General features: G+C 70.8%; 1 protein-coding gene and 2 pseudogenes. 2 read left to right on the top strand and 1 reads right to left on the bottom strand.

Annotated elements, in window-relative coordinates; all coding sequences use genetic code 11:
• Positions 1-142 precede the first annotated feature (142 nt).
• Positions 143-793: pseudogene (locus ACWCPY_RS22685) on the top strand (polyketide synthase dehydratase domain-containing protein); the annotation flags it as partial.
• Positions 794-936: 143 nt separating this feature from the next.
• Positions 937-5,646: pseudogene (locus tag ACWCPY_RS22680) on the top strand (SDR family NAD(P)-dependent oxidoreductase); the annotation flags it as partial.
• A 108-nt stretch (positions 5,647-5,754) separates the two neighbouring features.
• Here the strand turns inward: ACWCPY_RS22680 and ACWCPY_RS22675 are convergent.
• Positions 5,755-6,438, bottom strand: coding sequence for an AfsR/SARP family transcriptional regulator (locus tag ACWCPY_RS22675; protein WP_451267630.1), 684 nt, complete (start codon positions 6,436-6,438; stop codon positions 5,755-5,757).
• Positions 6,439-7,096: the final 658 nt, after the last annotated feature.

Here is a 7,096-nt window from a genome sequence, read left to right as displayed (position 1 = left end):
CCTCAACGGAACCAACCCCACCAACCCCCACCCCAACCCCCACCACCCCAACCTCCCCACCTACCCCTTCCAACACCAACGCCACTGGCTCAACCGGACGGGCAACCGGACCGGAGGCGAGCACCCGCTCCTCACGTCCACGGTGGACCTCGCAGCGGGATCGACGGTCCACAGCGGACGCATCGCCGGCCACCTGCATCCCTGGAGCAGCGACCACGTGGTCCAGGGCATGACCCTGATGCCCGGCACCGCATTGCTCGACCTCGCTCTGCACACCGGCCGAACGGTCGAGGAGCTCACGCTCGACACGCCGCTGCCGCTCGACACGGCGGCGGAGCTCCAGGTCGTCGTCGACGGCACGACCGTGACCGTTCACGCCCGCCACGACGGTGAGTGGTCCCAGCACGCGAGCGGAACCCTCAGCGACCGGGAACTGCCGCCGGCCACCGTCGTTCTGCCACCCGACGCCGTCCCACTGGACGTCGAGGACGTCTACCCGGACCTGGCCGAGCTCGGATACCGGTACGGCAGGACATTCCAGGGATTGCGGGCCGCCTGGCGGGCGGGCGAGGATCTGTACGCGGAGGTCGAGCTCCCCGAAGATCCCGGATACGGGATCCACCCGGCACTGCTCGACGCCGCACTGCACGTCCTGGCGGTGGACGCGACCCAGCCGCGCATCCCGTTCGCCTGGAGCGGGGTCCGTCTGCACCGCCGTGGCGCGACGGCGCTGCGGGTACGTCTGTCCCCCTCCGGTACCGACACGGTCTCACTGGTCGCCACCGATCCCACCGGAGCGCCCGTGCTGACCGTGGAGTCCCTGGTTCTCAGGCAACCCGGAGCAGGCGCTCCGGAGCCGGTGTTCCGGGTGGAGTGGCGCCCGGTGCCCGAGGGGGCCGCGGCGGTCACCGGGCACTGGACCGTGGTCGGACCTCCATGGGCGGCCGCAGCGCTCGGCGCCCGCGAACACCACGAGTTCCGCGACGCGAAGTCGGTCCTCGACATCCTTCGTACCGTGCTCGTCACCGACACGCGGGTGCTCGTCGCGACGGGCGGCGCGGTCGCGGTCCACCCCGGCGAGGAGGTCGACCCCGACCAGGCGGCCGTGTGGGGCCTGGTCCGCAGTGCCCAGGCCGAACACCCGGGCCGGCTCGTGCTCGTGGACACCGACCGGGCGAGCGCAGGCGCCCTCGCCGCCACGGTGGCCGGCGGCGAGTCGCAGGCCGCGCTGCGCGACGGCAACGCTTTCGTCCCCCGGCTGGCCAGGTTGCCGGTGAGCGGAAGCCGGAGCCCGGCACTCGGCACCGTCCTGCTGACCGGGGCGACCGGAGCCATCGGGAAGGCACTCGCCCGGCACCTCGCCACCGAACACGACGTGCGGCGGCTGGTTCTGGTGTCCCGCCGGGGACCGGAGGCCCCCGGCGCCCGGCAGCTGCTCGCCGAGCTCGGACCGGTCGCCGAACTGGTGGCCTGCGACGTCGGAGACCGCACCGCGCTGGCCGAGGTGCTGGCACAGGCCGAGCCGGACACCATCGTGCACGCGGCCGGCGTACTGGCCGACGCCACCGTGGAAACCCTCACCACCGATGCGTTCGACGCGGTGTGGAAACCGAAGGCGGAAGCCGCTCGGCACCTGCACGAGCTGACTCGCGACCGGCAGCTCACGGCGTTCGTACTGTTCTCCTCCGTCGCCGCGACCGTCGGCAGTGCGGGGCAGGCCAACTACGCCGCCGCCAACGCCTACCTCGACGGTCTCGCCCAGCACCGGCACGCCGCCGGCCTGCCCGCCACCGCGCTGGCGTGGGGGCTGTGGGACGAGGCCGGTGGCATGAACGAGTCCGCCCGTACCGGCGGTGTCCTGGTCCCCATGCCCACCGTCGCCGCGCTGGCCGCGTTCGACGCGGCGCTGCACTGCGCCGACCCCGTTCTGGTGCCCGCGCGGTTGAACCCCGCCGCGCTGCGCGGCCGCCCGGCAGACGACGTACCGGCCGTCCTGCGCAGCCTGGTCAGGAACGGGTCCCCGGCGGACCGGGTGGCCCCCGTGCTGCGGGACCGCTCACCGGAAGGTCTCGCGGTGCTGGTGCTGGCCACGGTGGCCGAGGTGCTCGGGCACTCGTCCGGTCACGACCTCGACCGGGACCAGGCGTTTCGCGACCTCGGCTTCGACTCGCTCACCTCGGTCGAGTTGCGCAACCGGATCGGCGCGGCCACCGGGCTACGGCTCCCGGCGACCGTCGTGTTCGACCATCCGACGCCCGCCGCGCTCACCGCGCACCTGGTGGCCGAGCTGCTCCCGGCACAGGCAGGACCGGACGACGCCACGGACGAGCTGACCGGCATCGCCGACAGGATCAGTGCCGCCGACGCGGCCGAACTCTTCGACTTCATCGACCGGGAGCTGGGCCGGTCGGCCACCGGAGGAGACCGGGTATGACAGACGCCGACAAGCTGATCGACTACCTGCGGTGGACCACCGCTGAGCTTCACCAGGCACGTGGTGAGCTCGCCCGGCGCACCGAGCCGGTCGCGATCGTGGGGATGAGCTGCCGCTACCCGGGGGACGTGCGCGGGCCGGCCGACCTGTGGCGCGTGCTCGACGACGGGGTGGACACGACCACCGAGTTCCCGACCGACCGCGGATGGCCTGTCGACGAGCTGCACCATCCCGACCCCGACCACCCCGGCACCTCGTACACCCGCCGGGGCGGGTTCCTGCACGACGCGACCGACTTCGACGCCGGCTTCTTCGGCCTGGCTCCCCGTGAGGCACTGGCGACCGACCCTCAGCAGCGGATCCTGCTGGAGATCACCTGGGAGGCGCTGGAGGACGCAGGGATCGATCCGACGACGCTGCGCGGCAGCAGCACCGGCGTGTTCGCCGGGCTGATGTACAGCGAGCACGCGACCCGGTTGGGCACCGTGCCACCCGAGGTCGAGGGATTCGTCGGCAACGGCGCGGCGGCCAGCGTGGCCTCGGGCCGGGTCGCCTACACCTTCGGCTTCGAGGGGCCGACCGTCACCGTGGACACCGCGTGCTCCTCGTCGCTGGTCGCACTGCACCTGGCAATGCGGGCGCTGCGCGCCGACGAGTGCTCGCTCGCCGTGGCCGGAGGGGTGACGGTCCTCTCCACACCGGGTGTGTTCACCGAGTTCAGCAGGCAACGCGGGCTCTCCCCGGACGGCCGGTGCCGGTCGTTCGCCGCGGCGGCCGACGGCGTCGGTTTCGGCGAGGGCGCCGGGCTGGTCGTACTGGAGCGGCTTTCCGACGCGCACCGCAACGGCCACCGGGTACTCGCGGTGCTGCGCGGTTCGGCGGTGAACTCCGACGGGGCGAGCAACGGCCTCACCGCACCGAACGGGCCGTCGCAACAGCGGGTCATCCGCGCCGCGCTCGCGGACGCCGGCCTCGCACCGTCCGATGTGGACGCCGTGGAGGCGCACGGTACCGGCACACCGCTCGGTGACCCCGTCGAGGCACAGGCGATCCTGGCCACCTACGGACGCGACCGGACCGCCCCGGTGCGCCTCGGCTCCATCAAGTCCAACATCGGCCACGCCCAGGCGGCTGCCGGGGTGGCCGGGGTGATCAAGATGGTGCTGGCGCTGCGGCGGTCGACGCTGCCGAAAACGCTGCACGTCGACGAGCCGAGCCCGATGGTCGACTGGTCGGCCGGAGCGGTGTCGCTGCTGACCGAGCGGGAGGACTGGCCGGCCACCGACCGCCCGCGCCGGGCCGGGATCTCCTCGTTCGGGATCAGCGGTACGAACGCGCACGTGATCCTGGAGGAGGCGCCGCCGGCGCAGGCCCCGGCCGGTGGGTGCGCCCTGCCCGTGGTGGCCTGGCCGCTCTCCGCACGCGACACCACCTCGCTGCGTGCCCAGGCCGGCAGGCTCCGCGACCACGTGCTGGCGAACCCCGGGCTGGAACCCGCGGATGTGGCCTGGTCGCTGGCGGCCACCCGCGCGACGTTCGACCGGCGTGCCGTGATCGTCGGAGCGGACCATGCCGAACTGCTGGACGGGCTCGGGTCGCTCGCCGAGGGTGCCGTCGCGCCCAACGTGATCCTCGGCAGGCGCGGTACCGGGGGTACGGCGATGGTGTTCTCGGGGCAGGGCAGCCAGCGCGCCGGAATGGGACGCGAACTCGCGACGCGCTTCCCGGTGTTCGCCGAGGCCCTCGGCGAGGCCTGCGAGTACCTCGACCCGCACCTCGACCGGCCGCTGCAGGATGTGCTGTCGGCCCCCGGCACCGAACTCCTCGACCGCACCGACTTCACCCAGGCGGCGCTGTTCGCCGTGGAGGTCGCGCTGTACCGGCTCGTCGAGTCCTTCGGGATCCGGCCGGACTACCTGATCGGCCACTCCATCGGCGAGCTGGTCGCCGCGCACATCGCGGGGGTGCTCGACCTCGCCGACGCGTCCGCCGTGGTCGCCGCGCGTGGCCGGGCGATGGCCGGGGCCCCGGGCGGCGGGGCCATGGTGGCGATCCGGGCGAGCGAGGCCGAGATCGCCGCGTCGGTCGCGGAGACCGGGGCACCCGCCGCGATCTCCGTCGCGGCGGTCAACGGTCCGCTATCGACGGTGGTTTCCGGTGACTCGGCGGCGGTGCTCGCACTGGCGCGGCGGTGGCGGGCCGACGGCAGGAAGGTCACCCGCCTGCGAGTCAGCCACGCCTTCCACTCCCACCACATGGATGGCGCCCTCGACGAGTTCCGCGCCGCGCTGACGAAGGTGGTGTTCCGGCCGGCACAGCTGCCGGTGGTGTCGAACGTGACCGGCAGGCTCGCGAGCGACGCCGAGCTCGGTTCGGTCGACTACTGGGTCCACCAGGTGCGTACCACCGTCCGGTTCGCCGACGGTATCGCGTCCGTGCATGCTCTCGGGGTACGCCGGTACGTCGAGATCGGCCCGAGTGCGGCGCTGGTGCCGATGATCAGGGAATCCCTGCCGGAGCCCGCCGATGACACGGTCGTCACGCCGGCCATGCGGCCCGACCGCACGGAGACCCGAGCGGTGCTCGGCGCGCTCGGAGAACTGCACACCTCCGGCGTCCGGGTCGACCTGGCCGCGGTGCACGCGGGCGGCCGCCCGCTTCCCCTGCCGACGTACGCCTTCCGCCGGGTGCGGTACTGGCTTGACGCGGCCGGCTCGGGAACCCCGGCCGAGCGGCGGTTCTGGGCGGCGGTCGACGCCGGTGACCCGGATGCCCTGCTCGACCTGCTGGGTGATCAGAAGGAGGGTGTCGACCGGCAGGCCGTCTCGGCCCTGCTGCCCGTGTTGGCCGACTGGCACGCCCGCAGCCGGCCGGTACCGGCCGAAGTGACCTCACCGTCCGATGCGGACGACGACGGCGCGGCGCTCCGCGAGGAGCTCGCCGGCCTGCCACCGGAGGCACGCGAGGGGATCGTGCTCGACCTGGTGCTGCGACATGCGGCCGACGTACTCGGGCACAAGTCCTCCGGCGGCCTCGACCCGGCGGCGCCGTTCATGGAGGTCGGCTTCTCGTCGCTCACCGCGCTGGAGCTGCGCAACCGGCTGTGCGCCGCGACCGGACTCACCGTGCCGCTCGAGGCCATGTTCGAATACCCCACCTCGGCCGCCCTCGTCGACTACCTGAGTGCCGAACTGGCCCGGCACACACCGTGACCGAGAACCTGTCGGCCGACCGGCCTGCCTGCCTGCCTGCGAATCCGCTACGCATACGAAGTGGAAAGGGCCGTCAGCAAGCTGACGGCCCCTCATGCGAGATTCAGCTCAGTGGACGAGTGGCCCGGCGTCACTCTCGACCAGGATCGCGGTATGCAAGGTGCGCAACGACTGACACGGTTCGAGTCCCAACTCGCCCCGTAGCACCTTCCTTGCGGTCTGGTATACGCGCAGCGCGTCAGCCCGCCTACCGGACCGGTGCAGCGCGATCATGAGCTGGTGGTAAAACATTTCGTGCAACGGCTGCTCCGCGATCATGGCGTAAAGAAAGCCGATCACGTCGCTGTAGTTGCCGAGCGCGAGCGTGGACTCCACGAGGGCATCGATGCACTCAAGGCGATTCTCGGCGAGCCAGGCCGAGAAACCACTGATGATCGGGCCCGTCACAGGTGCGCCCAGCGCGGGCCCGCGCCACAGGTCCAGCGCCGCCTTCAGGTCGTCGACCGCCTCCTCGTGCTCGCCGGCACGCTGATGGGTTTTCCCCGTGCGCAGCAGTTGCTGAAAGTCCAACAGGTCGAGTTCATCGGACCCGAGGCTGAGCACATACCCCGGGGAACGGGTGACAATAGGACTTTCTGTGTATTTTTCACACCTGAGCAACTTTCGCAGTTGTGAGACATGCACATGCAATGCGGCGTTCGCCCTGCGGGGAGCATCGTCACCCCAGATCTCGTCGACAAGCTGACCGACCGACACAACCTGGTCGAACCGGGCGAGCAGAGTGAGAAGCACCGTTTCGGACTTTCGGGCGCCAATCGAAAAGGCGCCATTATCGGTTACGACACGTAACGGACCGAGAACCTCATACCTCACGCGTCCCCCAATCGAAAAACTTCTGAATGATGATCGAGTTTTCCGCGGCCAAGGTTACAGCGTCGCAGCCTGCCAAGAAATGTTGATTGGGCCACAACCTTCTGTCGCCCCACCCAGCGATAGCGCCATTGATACGCATAAGACTTGCAAAGTACGGCTGATACGTTGAAAAAAGAGGCCATTCTCCCCCGGCACAGCCTCGCCGAGCAGCGACGATGCCGCAGACCGATCGCCTCCACCTCTTAGCCGAGGTGCCCGAGTCGCCGATTCGCGCGCACGCAGAGATGGAAGGCAAGGAGAATTTGAGTTCCAAGCGGCCGACTACCGCCATCGTGGCAACTTGGGAAACATTTTACATACATCGATCTGGAAGTCGAAACCACGAACCGGACAGTAAACCAACCTACGAACGGCGGCGTCGACATTACCCGCACAGCATTTCGGCGTGGCCGTCAAGTGGTTTTTTGACGACCAGCACGCCGACCGTGCCGGCCGGGCCCGGACAAGGGCGGGGGGACAAGGGCCGGATGCGGACCGGCGCGGCGCTGTGGGTCCGGCGAGCGAGCGCGTCGGTTCA

This window comes from Streptomyces sp. NPDC002403, from assembly GCF_053593015.1.
This window is presented reverse-complemented; position numbering and strand designations above follow the sequence as displayed.